The organism is Photobacterium nomapromontoriensis (genome assembly GCF_050336815.1).
GTDB lineage: Bacteria > Pseudomonadota > Gammaproteobacteria > Enterobacterales > Vibrionaceae > Photobacterium > Photobacterium nomapromontoriensis.
On record NZ_JAKJSL010000034.1, the window covers coordinates 64,320 to 85,402 of the forward strand.

13 protein-coding genes and 1 other annotated feature are annotated in these 21,083 nt (G+C 48.3%); of the genes, 5 read left to right on the forward strand and 8 right to left on the reverse strand.

The genetic code is table 11. The annotated features are described in order from the left end of the window. Positions 1-2: 2 nt before the first annotated feature. Together thrB and thrA are read right to left on the reverse strand one after the other, a co-directional pair. Entirely contained in the window at positions 3-959 is a 957-nt protein-coding gene (gene thrB / locus L4D12_RS14945; protein WP_428448646.1) for a homoserine kinase, read from the reverse strand. 1 nt (position 960) lies between these two features. Beyond that, a complete protein-coding gene (gene thrA / locus L4D12_RS14950) occupies positions 961-3,420 on the reverse strand; it encodes a bifunctional aspartate kinase/homoserine dehydrogenase I (RefSeq protein WP_428448647.1) in 2,460 nt (819 codons plus the stop codon). Positions 3,421-3,486: 66 nt separating this feature from the next. Then, positions 3,487-3,605 (reverse strand) — a sequence feature (Thr leader region). Positions 3,606-3,902: 297 nt separating this feature from the next. On the opposite strand from thrA, the gene aceK reads away from it, so the two are divergent. Beyond that, positions 3,903-5,636, forward strand: a complete 1,734-nt coding sequence (aceK, locus tag L4D12_RS14955; RefSeq protein ID WP_428448648.1) for a bifunctional isocitrate dehydrogenase kinase/phosphatase — start codon at positions 3,903-3,905, stop codon at positions 5,634-5,636. Positions 5,637-5,750: 114 nt separating this feature from the next. After that, the gene (locus L4D12_RS14960) at positions 5,751-6,212 is read left to right on the forward strand and encodes a hypothetical protein (protein ID WP_428448649.1); all 462 of its coding nucleotides are present in this window, start codon (positions 5,751-5,753) and stop codon (positions 6,210-6,212) included. 59 nt (positions 6,213-6,271) lie between these two features. On the opposite strand, the gene L4D12_RS14965 is transcribed toward L4D12_RS14960, so the two are convergent. Then, on the reverse strand, positions 6,272-6,763 hold the full coding sequence (locus L4D12_RS14965) for a putative 4-hydroxy-4-methyl-2-oxoglutarate aldolase (protein WP_428448664.1): 492 nt from the start codon (positions 6,761-6,763) through the stop codon (positions 6,272-6,274). Positions 6,764-7,383: 620 nt separating this feature from the next. Here L4D12_RS14965 and arcA point away from each other — a divergent pair. Then, the gene (gene arcA / locus L4D12_RS14970; RefSeq protein ID WP_428448650.1) at positions 7,384-8,103 is read left to right on the forward strand and encodes a two-component system response regulator ArcA; all 720 of its coding nucleotides are present in this window, start codon (positions 7,384-7,386) and stop codon (positions 8,101-8,103) included. 109 nt (positions 8,104-8,212) lie between these two features. Here arcA and L4D12_RS14975 read toward each other — a convergent pair whose 3' ends face one another. The 4 genes from L4D12_RS14975 to mnmL all read right to left on the reverse strand — a co-directional run bounded on the left by L4D12_RS14975 (position 8,213) and on the right by mnmL (position 14,213). Beyond that, positions 8,213-8,785 (reverse strand): hypothetical protein, encoded by a 573-nt coding sequence (locus tag L4D12_RS14975; protein ID WP_428448651.1) that lies wholly within the window; start codon positions 8,783-8,785, stop codon positions 8,213-8,215. Then, the gene (arcB, locus tag L4D12_RS14980) at positions 8,782-11,139 is read right to left on the reverse strand and encodes an aerobic respiration two-component sensor histidine kinase ArcB (protein WP_428448665.1); all 2,358 of its coding nucleotides are present in this window, start codon (positions 11,137-11,139) and stop codon (positions 8,782-8,784) included. Before arcB ends, L4D12_RS14975 begins: the two co-directional genes overlap by 4 nt. Positions 11,140-11,335: 196 nt before the next feature. Further along, positions 11,336-13,171: a diguanylate cyclase domain-containing protein gene (locus L4D12_RS14985; RefSeq protein ID WP_428448652.1), complete on the reverse strand. Its 1,836-nt coding sequence runs from the start codon at positions 13,169-13,171 to the stop codon at positions 11,336-11,338. Positions 13,172-13,265: 94 nt separating this feature from the next. Further along, a complete protein-coding gene (gene mnmL, locus L4D12_RS14990; RefSeq protein WP_428448653.1) occupies positions 13,266-14,213 on the reverse strand; it encodes a tRNA modification radical SAM protein MnmL/YtqA in 948 nt (315 codons plus the stop codon). 604 nt (positions 14,214-14,817) lie between these two features. On the opposite strand from mnmL, the gene gltB reads away from it, so the two are divergent. Together gltB and L4D12_RS15000 are read left to right on the forward strand one after the other, a co-directional pair. Next, positions 14,818-19,365: a glutamate synthase large subunit gene (gene gltB / locus L4D12_RS14995; RefSeq protein WP_428448654.1), complete on the forward strand. Its 4,548-nt coding sequence runs from the start codon at positions 14,818-14,820 to the stop codon at positions 19,363-19,365. Then, on the forward strand, positions 19,358-20,830 hold the full coding sequence (locus tag L4D12_RS15000; RefSeq protein WP_428448655.1) for a glutamate synthase subunit beta: 1,473 nt from the start codon (positions 19,358-19,360) through the stop codon (positions 20,828-20,830). Before gltB ends, L4D12_RS15000 begins: the two co-directional genes overlap by 8 nt. On the opposite strand, the gene L4D12_RS15005 is transcribed toward L4D12_RS15000, so the two are convergent. Further along, positions 20,819-20,989, reverse strand: a complete 171-nt coding sequence (locus tag L4D12_RS15005; protein ID WP_428448656.1) for a hypothetical protein — start codon at positions 20,987-20,989, stop codon at positions 20,819-20,821. The two genes, L4D12_RS15000 and L4D12_RS15005, sit on opposite strands and share 12 nt — an antisense overlap. Between the last annotated feature and the right edge of the window lie 94 nt (positions 20,990-21,083).

Below are 21,083 nucleotides of genomic sequence, written 5' to 3' on the forward strand. Positions count from 1 at the left end.
GGTTACAGCTCACTTCCTGTTACTTTTGATCCCTGTCCGTCTAACCGACAAACATGGACGAATCCTTCATCATTCTGAACATAATGCTCTTGGAGCCATCGTGCAATACGGTTGGCCACGTCTAAGTCATCACAAACACTGAACATGGTCGGTCCGGAGCCAGAGATCCCACTAGCCAATGCGCCGGCCTCTAGCGCATATTGCCGCGCATCCGCAAAACCAGGAAGTAAACGTTCACGATACGGTTCTGCGACCACATCTTTGATCATTTTTGCTGCTAGCTCAGGTTGCTGAGAATGACACGCATGAATAAAACCACCTAAGTAGCGACCGTGCGCAACCACATCCTGACGGCGGTATTGAGAGGGCAAAATGGCCCGTGCTTCAGCCGTAGGCACTTTGATCCCCGGATAAGCCATCACCCAATACCACTCATCAAAGCAAGGCACTGGCTGACTAATGATCCCCATTGTTTCCACCATGAGCTGTAGCCCGCCCAAGTAACAAGGCGCGACATTGTCATAATGCAGACTGCCGGAAATCTCCGCTTCCATCTCCCCCATCAATGCCAGCAATTCCATTTCATTGAGCGGCAGATCATGGAAACGATTCAGCGCATCAAGAGCGGCAACGATCGAACAGGCACTCGAGCCGAGGCCGGAACCAATCGGCATGTTTTTCTCAAGGGTCATCGCCACAGATTTTAAACGCTGTCCCTTTTTGTCTAGCTCGCGGGCAAACACCTGCCAGCAACGATAGACGATATTCTCTTCTGCTTGAGCCGGTAACTTATCAACAAAACGCCCGACACAGGTAAGCGTAAATGGTTGCGAGCCCGCATCAACCTGAACTCTGTCACCTAGTAACGTCCCATCAACAGGAGACACTGCAGCCCCCAGCACATCAAAACCGACGCTAACATTGCCAATAGAGGCTGGTGCATATACAACAACACTCATCTTAAACTCCTAATTTCCAGCCTAACGTCCGCATCAGATCGGCGAATACTCCTGCCGCCGTCACTTCAGTACCAGCACCGTAACCCCGCAACACTAACGGAATCGGTTGGTAATAGCGGCTATAGAAAGCCAATGCATTCTCGCCATCCTTGATCTTGAACATTGGGTCATCCGGATCCACGGCTGCAATCTTAACGCTGCATATGCCATTATCGATTTCACCCACATAGCGCAGAACTTTACCGTCTGCTGCCGCATCCGCCGAAAGCTGACTAAAATAGGCATCAGCCTCAGGCAAGCGTGCCATGAAGGCATCCACAGAACCACCAGCATCAAAACCCGGTGGCAACGCTTGTTCAACGACTACATCCTCCAGCTCCAGTACCATTCCCGCCTCACGGGCAAGGATCAATAATTTACGGGCAACATCCATCCCAGAGAGATCATCTCGAGGATCGGGTTCGGTAAAACCATTATTTCGCGCGACCGTGGTCGCTTCACTGAAACTCATGCCCTCATCAAGCTTGCCGAAAATATACGACATTGAACCGGATAAAATGCCCGAGAACCGTGATAATTCATCCCCGGCCGCCAATAAATTCTGCAAGTTTTCAATCACTGGCAGTCCCGCACCAACGGTGGTGTCATACATGAATTTCCGGCGAGTCGAACGCGCAGCCTGACGCAACTGCTGGTAATACGCCATGCTGGCAGTATTCGCTTTTTTATTGGGGGTGATTACATGAAAACCAGAGGCGAGGAAATCGGTATATTGCTCAGCGATCCCTTGGTCAGAAGTACAGTCAATGATCACGGGGTTGATAATGTGATTACGTTTAACCAGTTGAATCATTCGGGCCAGATTAAGAGGCTCAGAAGCCTGCCCCATGAGGTCACGCCAATTTTCGAGATCCAAGCCATTGCTATCGAGCAACAACCCCTTGCTATTTGCCAGTCCACAAACTCGGATCACAATACCGTTATCAGCAAGTTTTGCCTGCTGACGATGTACCTGATCCACTAGCGCCGCACCGACCCCACCGACACCAATCACAAAGACATCGAGGTTATGCTGACTGTTAAATAAATTCTCGTGACACGCTTTCACCGAGACCGAGACTTTATCGGCTGGGATCACGGCTGAAATGGCACGCTCAGACGATCCCTGAGCAATCGCGACAATATTGACATCCACTTCAGCCAATGAGGTGAAGAACCGAGAGGCTACGCCATGAGAAGTACGCATACCATCTCCGACTAACGTAACAATCGCCACCTGATCCATAAACTCAACAGGTTCAAGCAGTCCCTCTTTAAGTTCCAGCTCGAAACTATTTTTTAATGCCTGCTGGGCAACCCGCTTATCCTCACTCTCAATACAGAAGCTGATACTGTACTCAGATGACGACTGAGTGATCAACACAATGGAAACCCCTGCTGATGACATCGCACCAAATACACGGGCGGCCATCCCGACCATGCCTTTCATTCCAGGCCCCGATACGTTAACCATGGTGAGATTGTTAAGGGTCGTGATCCCTTTGATATCCAGTTGATCTTCACCCGTATCAAGGCCAATTAAGGTACCAGCCCCCTGCGGGCTAAAACTGTTTTTAATCAAACACGGAATATGGAACTGAGCAATCGGGGCAATGGTTTTCGGATGCAATACCGATGCACCAAAATAAGACAACTCCATCGCCTCTTGATAACTTAAGGATTTCAGTAAACGGGCATCGGGCACCAGACGAGGATCGCAACTATAAACGCCATCAACATCAGTCCAAATTTCGCAGCATTCAGCACGTAAACATGCGGCCAAAACGGCGGCGGAGTAATCAGAGCCATTTCGGCCCAATGTGACCAATTCGCCTTTTTCATTACCGGCAGTAAAGCCAGGCATGATATGCACATGGCCGTCGGTAAGTGGATGATTACGGAAGTTTTGGGTCGAGGCTTCAATATCAACATGTGCCTCAAGGTAATCCCCCTCAGCCAGCAGATAAGCAACAGGATCAATCAAGCTGGCTGCCTGACCTCTGGCCTGCAACAATGATTGCATGGCTGCAATTGAAAGGCGCTCTCCCTTGCTGATGATTTTTGCGTAAACATTATCCGGGCATAAGCCAAGCAGCTTGATACCATGAACATACTGCTTGAGCTGACCGAGCGAACTCGTGAGCTTAGCGTCAAGGGCAACTTTGTCAAAGGCTGGTTCGACAGCCTTTAATCCCGAAAACAACGCCGTAAATACTGCTTCCAAATCCTGCAATTGCAACTCGGCTTCGCCATGCTGGACACTATTTTCAATCACGGCAACCAATTTATTGGTGACTTTACCAGGCGCTGATAGCACCACCGAAACCGCGCCCTGCTGGGCATTATTGACGATGATATCTGCCGCTCGTGCAAAGCGATCAGCGTCAGCCAATGATGATCCGCCAAATTTTAATACTCGCATTCCCTACTCCCAGCTTCCTAAACCTTGCTCCAGGGCATCATGCCCCAAGAGAATAAAATGACAGGTTAAAAAAAAGCCCACATCGGGGTGGATGTGGGCTTTTCCTTGCAATTCATTTGCGCATCAGCCCACCCCAGCAACCATGGTGCCGGTAATAATAATGGTGGTTGTGCTGATGACGTAATACATAGTGTTCCTGAAACGCAACCCAAAAAAACTTCTTATTTACGTTTACCGGAATCCCTATGGCGAGTCAACCAGCAATTTACGCCGATTCGAATATTTTTATTACACTACGAGTAAAAATGCGTCATTCTGGCATCCCAAATCAGTATAAAAATTGCACTAATCGCTATCTGCATGCATAGTATATAGGGTTAATATCACCGCGCTTTGCTGATATATATACCAGCAACTCAACGTGCATTTTGGGAGAAAGCCCAGCTCAAGCTCTGATCTATTAAAATTCGGAGGGATCCCGGATGGCAACAGCAATGGAACAATTAGTCGCTCATACTATCTTGCAAGGCTTTGATGCCATGTATGGCCGCTTCCTCGATGTCACTGCTGGGGCGCAGGAACGATTTGAGTCACAAGACTGGCCTGCGGTACAGCAAGCCCTAAAAACCCGCATTACCTTCTATGACCATCATGTTGCGCTGGTAACCAGCCAAATCAATATCATGCTGGGACAACGCTATGCCAATCAAACCTTCCTAATGGCGGTTAAAAACGCCTATGAAGATTTACTCCTTGACTATCCCCGTTATGAAATAGCAGAAAGTTTCTTTAATTCTGTCTATTGCCGAATTTTTGATCACCGTGATATTAACCGCGACAAATTATTCGTACATAGCTCACAAGAAGGTCGCATACCTTCCTATCCCACCGCTCTGACTCGGCTCTACAATACAGGGGCCGGTATCGAGACCCTGATCCAACGCATACTGGATGACAGTCCATTCAGCTTAGATTGGCAGGATAAACCACGAGATATCGGTTTACTTAGCCAATGTTTAAACCAACGAATCGCAACTCTCAATGCATCATCACCCATAATCGAAATGATCCGAGAGCCCTTCTTTCGCAATAAAGCCGCCTATCTCATTGGTCGTATTCGACTCGATGAGCACCACAGTTACCCGCTGATCTTACCGATTTTAACCACCGCAGAAAATACGCTCTATGTTGATGCCTGCTTATGCGATGTTGATGATGTCAGCATCCTATTCGGCTTCGCCCGCTCGTATTTCATGGTCTATGCCCCCGCCCCCGCGGCTCTGGTAAGGTTTTTATGTGAATTAATCCCCAATAAAACCAAAGCAGAGTTATATACGGCTATTGGCTGCCAAAAGCATGGTAAAACCGAACTATACCGCGAATTTCTTCATCACATTGAGCACTCTGATGATCTATTTGTCCTCGCCCCCGGTATCAAAGGCATGGTGATGTCGGTGTTCACGCTGCCATCCTATGGCTTTGTCTTTAAAGTCATTAAAGACAAATTTGCGCCACAAAAAGACATAAATCACGCAGTGGTCAGAGAAAAATACCGGCTAGTAAAAGAACACGACCGGGTCGGCCGGATGGCCGATACGCAGGAATACCGTAATTTTAGCTTTGACCGACACCGCTTCAGTCAGGAGCTGCTCGACGAACTACTTGAGGTTGCCCCATCAATTATCACCGTCACTGACAGTCAAATCATCATTAAGCATCTGTATACCGAGCGGCGTATGATCCCGTTCAACCTCTATATCGAACAGGCCAATGATGATGACCTCCGCCACGCCGTTGATGAATACGGCAAAGCCATCAAGCAACTTGCTGCAGCTAACATTTTTCCAGGTGACATGTTATTCAAAAACTTTGGCGTCACGCGACATAAACGGGTGGTGTTCTATGACTATGATGAAATTAGTTACATGACCGAGATGAACTTTCGACGGATCCCACCACCACGCTATCCTGAAGATGAAATGGCGGCAGAGCCCTGGTATAGCGTCGGAATAAATGACGTATTTCCGGAAGAGTTTAAAACTTTTTTATTAATCAACCCAAAAGTCAGAGCACTGTTCAACGAACTACACCACGATTTATTTGATCCGGCGTATTGGCAGCAACTGCAACGCAATATCAACAATGGGATCTTTGAGGATGTTTATCCCTATCGAGATCAACATAGACTCAAAGCTTTGCCCGAAATAAAACTGTGATTTCAGGCCACATCAATAATAATTGAAGATGTCTTTTTCACCCAAGCTGGCCTAGTATTATTTTGTGGCATAACAATGACAAATTAATCCTAAAAATAACAGGGAAGGTGATTGATGCGATTATTGCTAATCACAGTTGCCCTGCTGGTAGTGGCATTACCAACAACAGCAGCAGACAGAAATGGAATTCTCAACACGTTTGATGATAACGCATCATCAGGCTGGTTCCTCTCGTCCCAATCTCGGGGGGCTGGGCAGTTTGATCTGTGGCAAATCGACAGTGGCTATACCTACTCTCTCTCAGACAATACCGCACTCTATCTCAGTACTCGACTCAAAAGTGGCAATGATAGCCAATCCGCCACTCGAGGATTACTCTCTGGAGTGAAATACACCCTCTCTCCACGCCTAAGCTTACACAGTGCCGTCTCTTCTGAAACCCAAAACCGAGATACCGTGCTCAGCGTTGAAGTGTCGAGCCAGTACGATCTTACCGAACACCTTAATCTCCATGCAACAATGGACTACGAATCACTAGAGCAAGTCTACCAGTTGGGCATTGGTTTTAGGTTCTAGGTGCTAGGTGCTAGGTGCTAGGTGCTAGGTGCTAGGTGCTAAATTTTAAGCACTAGGCGCTATAACACTGACAAATCCAAACTGTGCTTACTAAAAACAATACCGTTATGGTCAGCATATACCATGTCACCGGGATAAATCAGAGTATGGGCCACGATTAAGGTCACATTTTCCTCACCAGTCTGACGCTTTAGCGTTTTGATCGGACAGGTGCCCAATGCTTTCACCCCAATATCAAATGTCGCCATCACCCCGACATCCCGAACCGCACCATGGATCACGATCCCTTCCCAACCATTTTTCAGTGCCAGCATCGCCAGCTGATCCCCCAATAGCGCTTTGGTACAGGAACCATGGCCATCAATAAACAGTACTTTCCCTTTACCTGGTCGAGCAATAATATTCCGGACCAAGCTATTGTCCTCAAAACAACGTAAGGTCACAACTTCACCATAAAACACCCCTCGACCACCGTAATCATTCAATGCCAACGGTAACCAACGCACATCCTGCTCAAAGTGATCACACAGATCCGGTGTTAAATCTTTCAATCCCCGACTCTTATTCATAGCGCTCCCCCTGTTATCATTACTCAATTCTCATACTTTACTTACTTCCAGTGTAGAAAAAGCCCAGACAATCACCTAAACAGTGTTACCAATGACAATACGTCTCAGTGTTAATGCTGTTAAAATTACAATCTTGGGTAAATGGTGTGTTGCCAAAGATTAAAAACAATCGACTAGTAGCTACAGTTTCTCCAAACATTTTCACATGAAAATCGAGTCAACTTCGACACAAGGTTTTTTTTTGTAGCGAATGTTAAACAAAGTGAAGAATCGTAATACGCTTCATTCTGTTTGACATAAATCAAGAAAATGTTCGAAAGCCGTACGGAAATAAAACCCAAATATTGTTAGCGAGCTGTTAAGTGAATACAATTGTCGCCATCCCACGGAAATTGTAGCCAATGCCCCCTAATCAGGGCTTTTTTCAGCAACAAGCAATCACCTGATGATGAGCTGGATTAATGGATGGCGTACCAAGCAGGCAAGATAAATACGATATAACACGTATTTTTCCCAATATTTTGCCTGTATGTGAATTTTTTTATAGAATTTAACTATTCTGTTTTTGTCCAGATTCAGTTTTTTGAAATTAGGTACTGCCAATGCAAACCCCTCACATTCTAATTGTAGAAGACGAGCACGTAACACGTAACACCTTGAAGAGCATTTTTGAGGCAGAAGGTTACACCGTATTTGAAGCTAATGACGGTGCTGAAATGCACCAAATGTTGTCAGAGCACCCTGTTCACCTTGTGATCATGGATATCAACCTACCAGGTAAAAATGGCCTATTGCTAGCACGTGAACTACGTGAACAAGGCGATATGGCACTGATGTTCCTAACTGGTCGTGACAACGAAGTTGACAAGATCTTGGGTCTGGAAATTGGTGCAGATGATTACATTACCAAACCATTCAACCCTCGTGAGCTAACTATCCGTGCGCGTAACTTGCTAACACGTGCGATGAACCAAGGTTTGCCAACAGAAGACAAGCGTCTGGTTGAGCGTTATGAGTTCAACGGCTGGTCACTAGAGATCAACAGCCGTTCACTGGTTAGCCCAAGCGGTGATCAGTTCAAGCTACCTCGCTCTGAGTTCCGTGCCCTGCTTCACTTCTGTGAAAACCCAGGCAAAATCCAGACTCGTGCTGAACTACTGAAGAAAATGACGGGCCGCGAACTCAAGCCGCATGACCGTACTGTTGACGTAACGATTCGCCGTATCCGTAAACACTTTGAATCAGTAGCTGATACCCCAGAAATCATTGCCACCATCCATGGCGAAGGCTACCGTTTCTGCGGTGATCTGGAAGACGAATAAGCTTCCCGACAATCTCAATGCCAAAAGGCTCCCTGGGAGCCTTTTTGTTTATCTGACCATTCAGCAATGTTAATCAGCAACAATGATTAACGCCTTATTCAGATCAAGATTAGAATACTTGGCTAATTAGCACCGCCTTCTGTACTAACGTCTGTTCTTTCCCCTGATAAAGCACCGTCACTGCCACATCAACTTTGCTACCAGATAGCCATTCAGGGCCACCACGTAGAGCCAGCTCCAAGCTCTTATCATCATTGGCTCTCACTTCCAAATCCTGCTGAACCAGCCATTGCTGCTTATCTTGCTCAAGCAATACCTGGGTCACCTCAACCCCTTTAGGCAGAGGCTTTATGTCACGCGTCAGTACACGTACCGCAGCAAACAGTTTCATCGCGGGCTGGGTACCGTCATCACCAATAACCGGCATACTATTGAGCCAGAGCTCACTGCCCAGATAAAGCGTTACGCCGGCAAGGGTGATTTCTTCCGGCGATTGCCAGATATCAACGCTCGACGGTAATGCTACGGGGGCGACCTTACTTCCGCTGGCTTGACCGATGGGTTTTGTCACTTGCTTCTGTGATTTTGATTCCGTCACCGACTCCCCCTCTGAGGCATCATTACACCCCATCAACAACATCAGGCCTGCCATTATCCAACATGTTTTGCTCCATACTTTCATCTTTCTCCCCCTTGTTGCGCTAACCAGCTTTTCAATACCTGTAGATCATTCTGGTAGCCCTCCTTGATTTCATCGACCCAGTCATTGATATTTTCCCACCATGCCGGTAATTCCGGTGACTGCGCTTTCTGAGCAACCTGCTGAATATGTTTTAATCCTATCGAACTCGCTGCGCCTTTGATTTTATGCGCCTCAAACTTGATACCATCTTGATCTTTAGCAACCATATTGGAGTCGAGTATCGCGATATATTCCGGCATTTTTTCCTCAAACATCGCGATGCTGGCATACACCGGTTGAGGACCAACAATCTCAACATAAGAGCTCAGCATATCCAGGTCCAGCAAGGTATTTATCATATCCTCACTCACGGTTTCATGCGCTTCCAGTGTGTCATCGTCCTCTTCATCCAGAGAGCACGTCAGCACCAAATGCTGGATCACCTCAGTAATCGCCTTGACGCTCAATGGCTTGCTCAGGGCATCATCCATGCCCTTATCCATATACTCGCTCTTGTCGTTAACCACATTAGCCGTTAGCGCAACCAATGCCGGCAAGTCATCATACTGCTCCCGCAATTTAGCTGCGATATCAAACCCGCTCATATCAGGCAGCTGAATATCCAGAAGCACTAAGTCATAAGCCTCTGGATCAAACATCGCCAACGCTTCTTCGCCACGCATTGCGACCGTTACCTCATGGCCTAAACTTTCCAGTAATGCCTTGGCGACAGTGATATTCAGCTCAATGTCTTCCACCATGAAAATATGCAGGCCAACCTGCTCTTCTACTGGCATGATTTCTTCTTCTTCAGCCAGCTCGACCACAGGTGCCGTCAAGGTCACGGTAAAGGTACTGCCCTCACCCACGTCGGAACTGACGGTGATATCCCCCCCCATCATCTGGATCAATTGACGTGAAACCGCTAAACCAATACCGGTTCCAACAGCATGAAGATTGTCATTTTCATCCTTTACCTGGTAGTACATGGCGAAAATCTTATCCATCTCGCCCTCAGGGATCCCTATCCCGCTGTCTTCAATTTCAAAGGTAATATGCGCGAGATGATCAACCACCTCACTGGTCACCGACATCACCACGCCACCGTCTTTGGTGAACTTAGTCGCATTGCTGATCAAGTTCCATAGCACTTGGCGCAGACGCGTACCATCTACCTCAATACTACGAGGTAGATCCGTCAGGCGCTCCAGATCAAAACGCAACCCCTTTTGCTCAGTCATCAAACCCGAAATGTTACCCATTTCATCCACGAACTCATGAAAATCCAATGGCTTTGGCATCAACTCTAAGCGACGACGATCCGATTTATCCATATCAATAATGTCATTGAAGATATGCCCCAGAGTGATTGCACTCACCTGAATGGTGCGCATATACCCCCGCTGTTCATCATTGAGCGCCGTATCGAGCAACATCCGACTCAGGCCGACAATGCCGTTCAGTGGTGTCCGTAACTCATGGCTAATAGTAGAGATAAACGCAGTCTTATCTCGGCTGGCTTTTTCCTGAGCATCTTGATATTGCTTACGCTCGGTAATATCTCGTCCAAACCCCATCAGCCCAAGGCGCTGTCCTTCTCGGCTATAAAATGGCACTTTGCGCAATTCAAATATCGCCTTACGCCCATCGGGATACTCTAGCCATTGTTCATAAGTCAGCGACACATTCTGTTGAGAAACCTGTTGATCCGTCTCCGCAATCTTACGAGCCACATCCTCGCTATACACATCCCACGGGGTCAAGCCAACCAATTGTTTCTCGCTCCGGTTGGTCAGCTCCTCCATCGCCCGGTTACACCCAGAAAACTCGCCTTTTTCGTTACGGTAATAGATCAGATCCGGTGACGCATCGAGAAATGATTTGAGTAATACACTCTGTTTCGCCAGTTCAAGCTGGGCTTTTTCCCGCTGGTAAACTTCATTCTCTAGATCTTGCATCGCCTCCTGGCGTGCCTCTTCAGCTTTTTCTCGTTCTTCGATCTCAAGATTAAGTTGGCTGATATTTTCCTGTAGTTGCATATTCAATTGCATGTCACGAGAACGCATCTCTTCCAGCTTGGTCACCAATTTAGACAACCGTTGCCGAGACTCTTCCAGTTGATCGACAACCACAGAAAGAAAATAAACCGCCCATGGGGTGATCAACAAACCAAAGAACACCGAACGCACGATATCGATGTTATGCACTTCACCTTGCAATATCAGCGTGACCCCAACCTGAACCACAACCGCAAGCGCGACCAAAGCCAAAGCCAGCAGCAAGCTGAACCTCACTAACCCTAGCCTCACTAACAAGTCGACATAAAATTGTGCCAGCACTTTGATTTGTTTCATCATTCAATCCTATTCACTACGGCTATATCCATCATAAATGACCCGTCTGCTTAGCCCAAGTCACTTCCGTGTAATACTCGGCAAGTCCTCACAATAATTGACTCATTACCAACCGTCCCTAGTGACCCCTAAAGCCAACATCGTGAAATAACTTGGGGGGACATAAAAATAAAGCCTGCAGATGCAGGCTTTATGGTCACAATTCATTATTGGTAGACATCGTCATAGTACAATTTCGTCCGGCGGCCTTGGCCTTATACAAGGCCACATCAGCCATACCGACCAAAGTACCATAATCCTGGTTTTTCGACGGCGTGACCGTCGCGATCCCAAGACTCACCGTCAACTGCTCATCAACCTCCGAATAATGATGTGTAACCTTTTTTTGCGCCAATGCTTGATGGATTTTCTCTGCCACAATTTCCCCACCATGAAGGTCGGTATTAGGCAATAAAATGGCAAACTCTTCACCACCATAACGAGCAACCTCATCCGTTTCACGCTTGATCACGCTGCGCAGCGCATTCGCCACGGCTTGTAAAGCGACATCACCCTGCTGGTGACCATAGTTATCATTAAACGCTTTAAAAAAATCAATATCACACAGAATAAGCGTTAGCGGATTTTGACCGCGAATATGGCCAAGCCACAATTTACGTAACTGCTCATCAAAACTGCGGCGATTGGCGACCTTGGTCAGGCTATCAACAAAACTCAATTCTTGCAGTTCCATTATAGCGTCTGCCAGCTGTTGCTCCGTCATCCGGCGCTCTGTCACATCCCTAGCCATGACCAACACCCCGGCTGTACCATCGGTCGGATCACGGTAGGGCGTTTTCTGTACTTCGTACCACACCGGCGTGCCATCAGCCAAAATCACGTAATCGTCCGCTTTGACACAAATCCCCTGCTCAATCACTTGCTGATCAGTTTGGTTGTAGATTTCCAACTGCTCCGGTTCGAGCACTTCAGCGGTCGTTTTACCCAATAAACTCTGTTGCGTATGCCCTAAAGAACGGGCGAATGCTTCATTGCATCCCACATACACACCATGCTCATTATACAATCCGATAGGATCCTGACTGGCACCAAGAATCGTATCAAGCAGCGTGTTACGCTGAGCCAGCTCTTGTTCCGTGATCTCTCGCTTTTCTATTTCGCTTTTAAGCACTTCCTGCATATCATGCCAATCTGTCACATCATGGCTAATGCTCAATGTGCCGATGGCCTTGCCAGCATCATCAATTAACAAGTTGCGATTTGTTTCTAGTAGCCGACTTGAACCATCCGGCGCCGTGGTCCAAAAATGCGATGCTGTATTCCCTACCACACCCACTTCATGCTCACAGCTTAAACCTTCATCAATCCGCCCTCGCCAGAATCGGTCAAAGGCTTTATTGGTGCCAATCAGATCACCGTTCTTATTCTGAAAATAAACCAGCTCTGACAATGAATTAAGTACTTGTTGAAAGATTCGCTGCTCTTGCTCGAGAGTGATCTGTTTATCCTGTTGCGGTTTTGCATTGGTAATAAAAAGCAACCAACAACGCCGCCAGTTGCAACGCAGCGGCCGGCCCGTAATCATCAATGTTACGTTTTTCCCATTCGCTATCGGGATTTCATCTATCGCATTTTTAAAACTGGCTAAATGGCTGAGTGGACGCAAGCAATCACGCATCATCTTCGCACTAAGATCATCTGGATAGAGGTAGCGACCGTTTAACTTACGTACCCCAAGCAATTCTCGACATGACTGATTACCGTAGATCAACTGCCCATCTTTATCACGGACAACAGCAACAGCAACAGGGATCAGAGTCAGCAATCTACGCAACTTGCGAAATGAACTGGATTCAATATGGTGAAGTACCAATGCCAGTAGGCCACAGCTGATCACAATAACCAGCAGTAACAAAGCAACAATCAAGGCCGTATTTTCGGATGGTGATACAGCATCAACCGCAAATGCGGGAGAGGACACGCCCCCCCCCAGCAATACAGTCGTGACTATCAGAGGTTCCCGACAAGACATAGGTATGCAATTTGATTTGTGAATAATATTATGGGTAACTTATCATACTTCCTAAGCGATACCTAAGCTCCCCAATAAAGCCCAAACGGGAACATCACTTTGGCGTATTGCGGATCAGTGGTTGATAAACGAATGGCAGTGCCAACGCTGACCCCTGCCCGCCATAAGTGTCTAAATTTCGACCAATATCGGTCATCGCCAGCCAACGGTTTTCACACCATGCAGGAGCTAATAACATTGGCTTACGGGCGCTGGCTGATACACGATGGAAAATCACATCAGGGGGTGTCAGGCGGATCATCTCTGATGCAATATCAGTATACTCATCCAAACTGAGCTCCGCTAATCGGCCAGCCTTCCACGACAGTCCCATGATACTGCCCTCCACAATATGTAACGGATGAAGCTTTATCCCATCGACTCCGGCTGCCACAGTACGACGAATGGTATCAAGGTTATCGGCTTTGGTATCACCCGGTAGACCCACAATCAAATGGGCGCACACTTTTAATCCCAGTGCCCGAGCACGCTTGGCTATCTTCTCATAACACGCAAAGTCATGACCGCGGTTAATCCGTTTCAATGTTCGGTCATTTGCGGTTTGTAACCCCAGCTCTAACCAAATCTCATAACCTTGTTCACGGTAACCTGCCAGCAATTCGAGCACCTCATCGGGAACGCAATCTGGTCGCGTACCAACACATAACCCGACAATATCGGCACTTTTCAGAGCCTCTTCATACATCGCCTTTAACGTCTGCACTTCAGCATACGTGCTCGTGTATGCCTGAAAATAAGCCAGATAGCGCTTCGCGCGGTTAACCTCTCCTGCTCGTAGGGCAAGCTGCTCAGTGATAGGTTGATGCTGCGCCTGCTCATCGGCAAACGAGGCAACATTACAAAATGTACAGCCACCACGGCCAATCGTTCCGTCTCGGTTGGGGCAGCTAAACCCACCATGTAGTGTCAGTTTGTGTACCTTCTCTCCATAGCGACGCTGTAAATCCTGGCCAAACGTATTAACGAGCTCATGCAACTGCATTATGTCACCTAGTGGTTAATGGGTGTGTTGAAAAAAGCGGCAAAGGTTAGCACCGATAGCCAGCCTCTTTGTTGTGCAAAAGCAAAAAAACGGGAATTTATCTCGCCGCCTCTCATGAAAATAAGCAACAAAACGCCTGACGGCAGGCCTTAACGAAATTAAACATGCCAACGCCCGATACAAGCGTGATATTTTCGCTATTATTCATAATGACCAAACTTATCGAATAATTACTCATAATCTTTACTGTTTAATTCAGAGAGATACATTTTATGACCTTAAATGACTAACTTTTGTTGGTAATTAATAAATCAAAAATGTAGGATAGTTACAGCTGTGTGCAATTTATGAACAATAATTGTGACTAAAATCCTCATCTATAGAGTGAAATATGTCGCAATCCCTCAAATCTGTAGTGCTTTTGAATACCAGAGCAGGAGTGCTACAGAGTTTAGTTTGCTATTGATTTACAACATCATCCCACAGCAAACCCCATCCAGACTGCCGGACAGGAGTCCATATAGGTAGTCAGTGGATGCAAAACAGAATTAGGGATAACTCAGATACCTGGATTGGTACCTGTAGAAACTGGAAGGAAGTATCTATGACAGATCAAGAGCTGAATGCTCAGGGACTTTATGTGCCTGAATTAGAGCACGATGCCTGTGGTATCGGCTTTGTGGCCCACTTGAAGAACCGCAAATCCCATGAAATAGTCACCCAAGCGCTTGATATGCTGGCTAGAATGGAACATCGTGGCGGTCAGGGCTGCGATCCTAGCAGTGGTGATGGCGCAGGTATTCTGCTACAAAAACCCCATGAATTCCTCCTAGAGGAAACTGTTAAGTTAGGCATTCGCCTACCCGCCTTCGACCAGTATGGTGTCGGTGTGGTGTTGTTTCCTAAAGACGAACATAAACGTCAACAATGCCGCGATATTCTAGAACGAAACGCCAAACGTCTCGACCTTGATGTGATTGGTTACCGTGTTCTCCCCGTTGATAACTCAATGATTGGTGAAGACCCACTCAGCACCGAACCGCAGTTTGAGCACGTCTTTATTTCTGGCGGAGCCAACCTCGATGCGGCCGTACTAGAACGCAAGCTATATGTCTTACGAAATTACACCGTACGAGTCTGCCTGGAAAGCGTGTCTAATATCGGCGATGATTTCTATATCAACTCTCTGTCATACAAGACGTTGGTTTATAAGGGGCAACTAACCACCGAGCAAGTTCCTCAATACTTCCTCGACTTACAAAACCCGTCCATGGTTACCGCGCTGGCGCTGGTACACTCCCGCTTTTCGACCAATACTTTCCCACGCTGGCGTCTGGCTCAGCCTTTCCGTTACATCGCCCACAACGGTGAAATCAATACCGTTCGCGGTAACTTGAACTGGATGAAGGCTCGTGAAGCGATCTTGGAATCGGACCTCTTTAGCCAGCAAGAAATCGACATGCTGCTGCCTATCTGCCAAGAAGGCAGTTCAGACTCATCAAACTTTGATATGGCGCTAGAGCTACTGGTCCTGTCTGGTCGTAGCCTGCCTCATGCACTGATGATGCTAATCCCTGAAGCTTGGCAAGAAAACAAGAGCATGGATCCTAAACGCCGAGCCTTCTATCAATATCATGCTAACGTCATGGAACCATGGGATGGCCCGGCATCCGTCTGCTTTACGGATGGCGTACAGGTGGGGGCAACCCTCGACCGTAATGGCCTTCGCCCATCTCGCTATACCGTGACCAAAGATGACTTCCTGGTCATGGCATCCGAATCTGGCGTGGTCGATATCGCACCAGAAAATGTCCAGTTTCGTGGTCGCCTGCAACCAGGGCGGATCTTCGTTGCCGATCTTGAGCAAGGCCGAATCATCTCTGATGAAGAAGTCAAAGACGGGATCGCCTCCGCACAACCTTATGAACAGTGGATTAAAGACAATCTACTGACACTCAAAGGTTTGCCTGAAGCGGATAACATGCACCACCAGCCAACCCCTGAACGCCTGTTGCACCACCAACAAGCATTCGGTGTCAGCTCAGAAGAAGTGAACGAAATCATCGTTCCGCTAGCCAAAACAGGTTACGAACCACTCAGTGCAATGGGGGCTGACTGGCCACTGGCGGTACTTTCTCATCAGTCACAACACCTGTCTAACTACTTCAAGCAGCTGTTTGCTCAGGTCACCAACCCACCGATCGATCCGATCCGTGAACGCATGGTGATGTCGCTCAACACCTACTTGGGTAAAGATCAAAACCTGCTCAGCGAAACCCCAGAGCATTGCCAAAAAGTCGAACTGGAATCCCCGGTTCTTAGTAATGCCGAACTGGAAAAGCTGCGTGCTATTGATAACGAACACCTTCAAGCCAAAACACTGGATATCGTATTCCGTGCCAGTGGTGAACCCGGTAAGCTAGAGCGTGCGCTCAAGCGCATCTGTCAGTATTCGGAAGATGCGGTCAATGATGGCTATTCCATTATTATCCTGACCGACCGTGCTGTAAACTCCAACCATGCCGCTATCCCTGCAATGCTAGCAGTGGGTGCGGTTCATCACCACCTGATCCGCAAAGGCCTGCGCGCAAAATGTGACATCGTAGTTGAAACCGGTGACGCACGTGAGACCCACCACTTTGCGACTCTCGTTGGCTATGGTGCTAACGCGGTGAACCCATATCTGGTCACCGAGACCATTGTTGATCTGCAGAAAAAGCGCAAGCTTGATCCTGAGTTACCGACCAAAACGCTGTTCAATAATTACCGAAAAGGAATTAATGGCGGACTGCTGAAAATCTTCTCCAAGATGGGAATTTCGACCCTGCAGTCTTACCATGGTGCGCAAATTTTTGAAGCTCTTGGGATCAGCAAGGCTGTCGTCGATAAATACTTCACGGGTACCGTTTCGCGTATTCAAGGCCTGACTATCGATGATATCGCCAAAGAAGTCCTGATCCGGCATCGCTTGGGTTACCCAACCCGTGAAGTGCCAATCCAGATGCTCGATGTTGGCGGGGTTTACCAATGGAAACAACGCGGCGAGAAGCACCTGTTCAACCCAGAAACCATTTCGTTGCTGCAAGAGTCAACCCGTAAAAAAGACTTTGGTCAGTTCAAACAGTATGCCAAAGCGGTCGATGATCAGGGGGATAACGCAGCAACCTTGCGTAGCCAGCTGGAATTTATTCGCAACCCTGCCGGCGCTATTGCGCTGGAAGAGGTCGAGCCGATTGAGCAAATCCTCAAACGTTTTGCCACCGGTGCGATGAGCTTTGGTTCCATTTCCTACGAAGCACACTCGACCTTAGCCGTTGCGATGAACCGCATTGGGGCTAAGTCAAACTCAGGTGAAGGGGGCGAAGACCCAACCCGCTTCGAAAAGAAAGACAATGGCGATTGGGAACGCTCTGCCATCAAGCAGGTCGCATCAGGCCGTTTCGGCGTCACATCCTACTACCTGACCAATGCTGACGAAATTCAGATCAAGATGGCTCAGGGGGCGAAGCCCGGTGAAGGCGGGCAGCTACCCGGCGACAAAGTGGATGACTGGATCGGGGCAACGCGTCACTCAACCCCAGGGGTCGGCCTGATTTCACCACCACCACACCATGATATTTATTCCATCGAAGATTTGGCTCAGCTGATCTACGATTTGAAAAATGCCAACCGTGCTGGTCGCGTTAACGTCAAACTGGTTTCTGAAGCTGGGGTCGGTACGATTGCCTCTGGTGTGGCGAAAGCCAAAGCCGATGTAGTCCTGATTGCCGGTTTTGATGGTGGTACAGGGGCATCACCGATGTCATCTATCCGCCATACTGGCTTGCCGTGGGAACTGGGACTGGCCGAGACCCACCAGACCCTGCTCAAGAACGGCCTGCGTAACCGTATTGTCGTCCAGTCTGATGGCCAGATGAAAACGCCACGCGACCTTGCGATTGCCACCCTGCTGGGTGCTGAGGAATGGGGCGTCGCCACAGCGGCACTCGTCGTCGAAGGCTGTATCATGATGCGTAAGTGTCACAAGAATACTTGCCCGGTCGGCATCGCCACCCAGAACAAGACACTCCGTGAGCGTTTTGACGGCCGCGTCGAAGATGTCGTGACCTTCTTCCAATACATGGCTGAAGGCTTACGTGAAATCATGGCAGAACTTGGTTTCCGTACCATTGATGAGATGGTTGGTCAGTCACAGAAACTGAAAATCCGTGACAACATCGGCCACTGGAAATACCAAAACTTGGATCTCAGCCCGGTATTGTTTGTTGAACCCGCCCGTACTGAAGATGGTGTGTATAACCAACGTCAACAGAACCACAATCTGGAATCTGTCCTCGACCGTAAGCTGATCGAAGTGGCCGCTCCTGCCCTGTATGAAGGCAAATCCGTCAATGCCGAGTTTGATATCATCAATACCGACCGCAGTGCCGGTACCATGCTGTCTAATGAAATCTCGAAGATTTACAAAGATAACGGCCTGCCACAGCCAATGACCATCAAGTTCAACGGCTCAGCCGGTCAGAGCTTCGGAGCCTTCTTAGCGAAAGGCGTTAAATTTGAAGTAGAAGGGGATGCCAACGACTACTGGGGTAAGGGCCTGTCAGGCGGTACGCTAGTACTCTATCCTGATGCCAAGTCCGATATTATCCCAGAAGATAACATCGTGGTCGGTAACGTCTGCTTCTACGGCGCAACCTCCGGTGAGTCCTACATTCGAGGTATGGCTGGCGAGCGTTTCTGTGTGCGTAACTCCGGAGCCCGCGTCCTTGTGGAAGGCGTCGGTGATCACGGCTGTGAGTACATGACGGGGGGGGTCGCGGTTATTCTAGGGCAAACAGGGCGTAACTTCGCCGCTGGGATGAGCGGTGGCGTGGCCTATGTGTGGGATCAATTCGGTGACTTCGACACAAAGCTCAACCCGGAGTTAGTGGATCTCGACCCTATCGAGCAAGAAGACCAAGATCTCCTGCATGACATGCTGACCAAGCACGTTGCACTGACGGGAAGTACGGTTGCACAAACCTTCCTGTCAAACTTCGATGTCAATCTGCAACAGATGGTCAAAGTCATGCCAAGAGATTACAAAGCCGTGCTATTGAAGCGGAAAGCGGAAGCAGATAACAAGGAAGAGTTGGAGGCCATCAATGGGTAAGCCTACTGGATTTTTGGAATTTGGCCGTGAATTGCCAAGCAAAATCGATCCGAGTGTTCGCATCCAGGACAATAAGGAATTTGTCCTGAACGCAGAGTTCGGCAATAAGATCAATACACAAGCCTCTCGCTGTATGGACTGTGGTGTACCGTTTTGCCACAACGCATGCCCGATCGGTAATATCATTCCCGAGTTTAATGATGCGGTATACCGCGATAGCTGGGAAGAAGCATGGCAGATACTCAGCTCGACCAATAACTTTCCGGAGTTTACCGGTCGAGTCTGTCCCGCGCCGTGCGAAAGCGGCTGTGTGCTAGGAATCAATCAAGACCCGATCACCATCTGTAATATCGAGAAAACCATCGTAGAAACGGCATACCGAGAAGGCTATGCCAAACCCAAGACGCCACGGGTACGCAGCGGAAAAACTATTGCGATCATCGGTTCCGGCCCTGCAGGGTTGGCAGCAGCGGAGCAGCTTAACAGTGCCGGTCATTGCGTGACTGTCTTTGAGCGCGATGAAAAAGTAGGCGGCCTACTGCGCTTTGGGATCCCTGACTTCAAGTTAGGGATGGATATCATTGATCGCAAAATCAACCTCATGGCAGAAGCCGGGATCATTTTTGAAGTTAACGCCCATGTCGGCGTTAACCTTAATGCCCAGCAGCTACGACAAGACTTTGATATCGTATTACTAACAGGTGGTTCAACGGTACCTCGTAACCTGTCCATCCCCGGCCGTGAGCTGAAAGGAGTCCATTTTGCAATGGAGTTCTTGGCCCAGAACAACCGCCGTGCCAACGATATGGATCTTCAGACCGAGGAAATCCATGCGAAAGGTAAACATGTGGTCGTGATTGGCGGTGGTGATACAGGCTCTGACTGTGTGGGAACATCCAACCGTCATGGCGCAACCAGCATCACCCAAGTCGAGATCATGCCGATCCCACCGGAAAAACGCCCGGCAAACCAACCTTGGCCGTCTTATCCGATGATCATGAAAACCTCAACCTCTCACGAGGAAGGGTGTGAACGCCACTGGAATATTCTGACCAAAGAATTCATTGGCGATGAAGCCGGTAATGTTAAGGCGCTGCGCATTGCCGATATCCAGTGGGATGAAGCCAAGCCGGGTGAGCGCCCAGGATTTACTGAAGTCGCAGGCTCTGAGCGTATCATCCCGTGTGATATGGCTTTCCTCGCGATGGGCTTCCTCCATCCGGAACCAAGTGGTGTCCTTGCCCAACTCGGGATCGCCTTAGATGAACGTGGTAATGTCGCAACAACGGGTTTTGCGACTAACCAACAAGGTGTATTCGCCGCAGGTGATATGCGTACTGGTCAGTCACTGGTCGTTCGCTGCATCAATGAAGGACGTGAATGTGCCCGTGAAATTGATGCCTACCTAATGGGGACCAGCAACCTCGAAGCAAAAGCTGACTCTCTGATGCTATCAAATACCTAACAAGGCATGATAACCCAGACCATAAACCGGCTCCCATGAGTCGGTTTTTTTATGCCCCCTCCCGTGCTTCTCGTTCATCCCCATCACGCTTGTTAACCCGCTGATGAAAATTTGACCTTTTTGTAAATAATCGTTAACTTGAAAAGTCGCTGGATGCATATCAACCCCTCATCGCCCCTAGCCACTATTACTTATCAGGAAGCCATGCAGAGGTAATCAACAGCCAAATGCCATAATACTGACGATCAGGCAA